1 protein-coding gene is annotated in these 1,660 nt (G+C 59.3%); it reads left to right on the top strand.

All coding sequences use genetic code 11. The features are described from left to right. Window positions 1-382: 382 nt before the first annotated feature. Window positions 383-1,660 (top strand): group II intron reverse transcriptase/maturase (gene ltrA / locus PMI22_RS08675; RefSeq protein WP_007947385.1); only part of this gene is annotated, 1,278 nt, incomplete at its 3' end.

A 1,660-nucleotide genomic window follows, 5' to 3' on the forward strand; every position in this document is an offset into this window, starting at 1 on the left:
CACTTGTGCGCCCAGCATGGGCGCCATCCTAGAGGTGAAAGTCCTCTCTTGAGCTGGCCACAGCGAATGAAGCGAAGCGCAACTGCATGAGGGTGACCGAGTGTGGGAAGGAAGCGTGGAGCGTAAACCGCGAGCCGAGGTACACGAACCGCATCTGAGGCGTCACCGGTCAGGGCGAGCAGCCAAGTGACTGCGAAGCTCTTGTGGCCAAAGTGCCGGGGACGTAAATGCGGCGGTTGTGCGGTGAAGGATGGCGTTCTTACCTGGGGAGATCTCGCCTCATGCCTGAAAGGGCGACGGCGCAAGCCGGAGCGAGAAGTCAGCAGAGGCCGTAGTAGCTGCGTTGCAGCGAAGGGCCAAACGAGAAGGAGTGAGGTTCACCATGGCGATACAACAGGCCTTGCATCAGATGCCCGGGAAACCGGGGCGGGACGCAGCTGCGACGGGTGAAACCCGGCGCGAAGCGTCCAGCGATGAAGCTGGTTGTCCGCGCCATGACCTGAATCGCATGGGGTCAGGGCTTCTGCAAGAAGTCCTGACAAGAGAGAACCTGCAACTGGCGCTCAAGCGAGTTCGATCGAATAAAGGTGCTGCGGGCGTCGACGGTCTTGGGATCGATGAGACGGTCAAGCATCTGAAAACGGCCTGGCCCGTGATACGGGCGCAGTTGCTGGCGGGGACGTACCGGCCAAGCCCGGTGCGCAGAGTTCTGATCCCCAAGCCGGAGGGTGGCGAGCGCAAGCTGGGCATTCCGACGGTGACGGACAGACTGATCCAACAGGCGCTTTTACAGGTTTTGCAGCCTCTGTTGGACCCGGGATTCAGTGATCATAGCTATGGTTTTCGTCCCGGTCGCAGCGCTCACCAAGCGGTACTGGCGGCGCAGCAATACATTCACTCGGGGCGGGACATTGTGGTGGACGTCGATCTGGAGCAGTTCTTCGATCGCGTTGATCATGACCTGTTGATCGCCCGACTGAGCAGGAAGGTAATCGACCGAGACGTCCTGCGTCTGGTCCGGGCCTATCTGAACAGCGGGACGTTGATCGACGGTGTAGTGGTAGCCAGTGAACGAGGGACGCCGCAAGGCGGCCCACTTTCACCATTGCTGGCCAATGTATTGCTGGACGAGGTGGATAAGGAGTTGGAGCGACGAGGCCATTGCTTCGTCAGGTACGCGGACGATGCGAACGTTTACGTCCACAGCCTCAAGGCCGGTCAGCGGGTAATGGCAGTGCTCCGTCACCTTTATGATCGACTTAGGCTGCAAGTAAACGAGAGCAAGAGCGCGATTGCCAGTGCGTTTGGCCGCAAGTTTCTGGGCTACGGCTTTTGGCTGTCAGCTCAAGGCGAGGTCAAGCGCTGGGTGGCAAGCAAAGCGCTACAGACGTTCAAAAGCCGCATCCGACAACTGACGTCTCGAAATGGGGGTCGAAGCCTGTCGCAAGTGGTTGAAGGTCTGAGACCGTACCTACTGGGTTGGAAAGCGTACTTCGGCTTATCGCAAACCCCTCGCCTCTGGCACCGGTTCGATGAATGGATACGTCGACGACTCAGGGCCATCCAGCTCAAACAATGGAAAACCGGAAGGAGGACGTACCGTGAACTGCGCAAACTTGGAGCAGGCCCTGACTTGGCAGCGGCGGTAGCCAGCAACAGC

The organism is Pseudomonas sp. GM21 (assembly GCF_000282215.1).
Taxonomy (GTDB): Bacteria; Pseudomonadota; Gammaproteobacteria; order Pseudomonadales; family Pseudomonadaceae; genus Aquipseudomonas.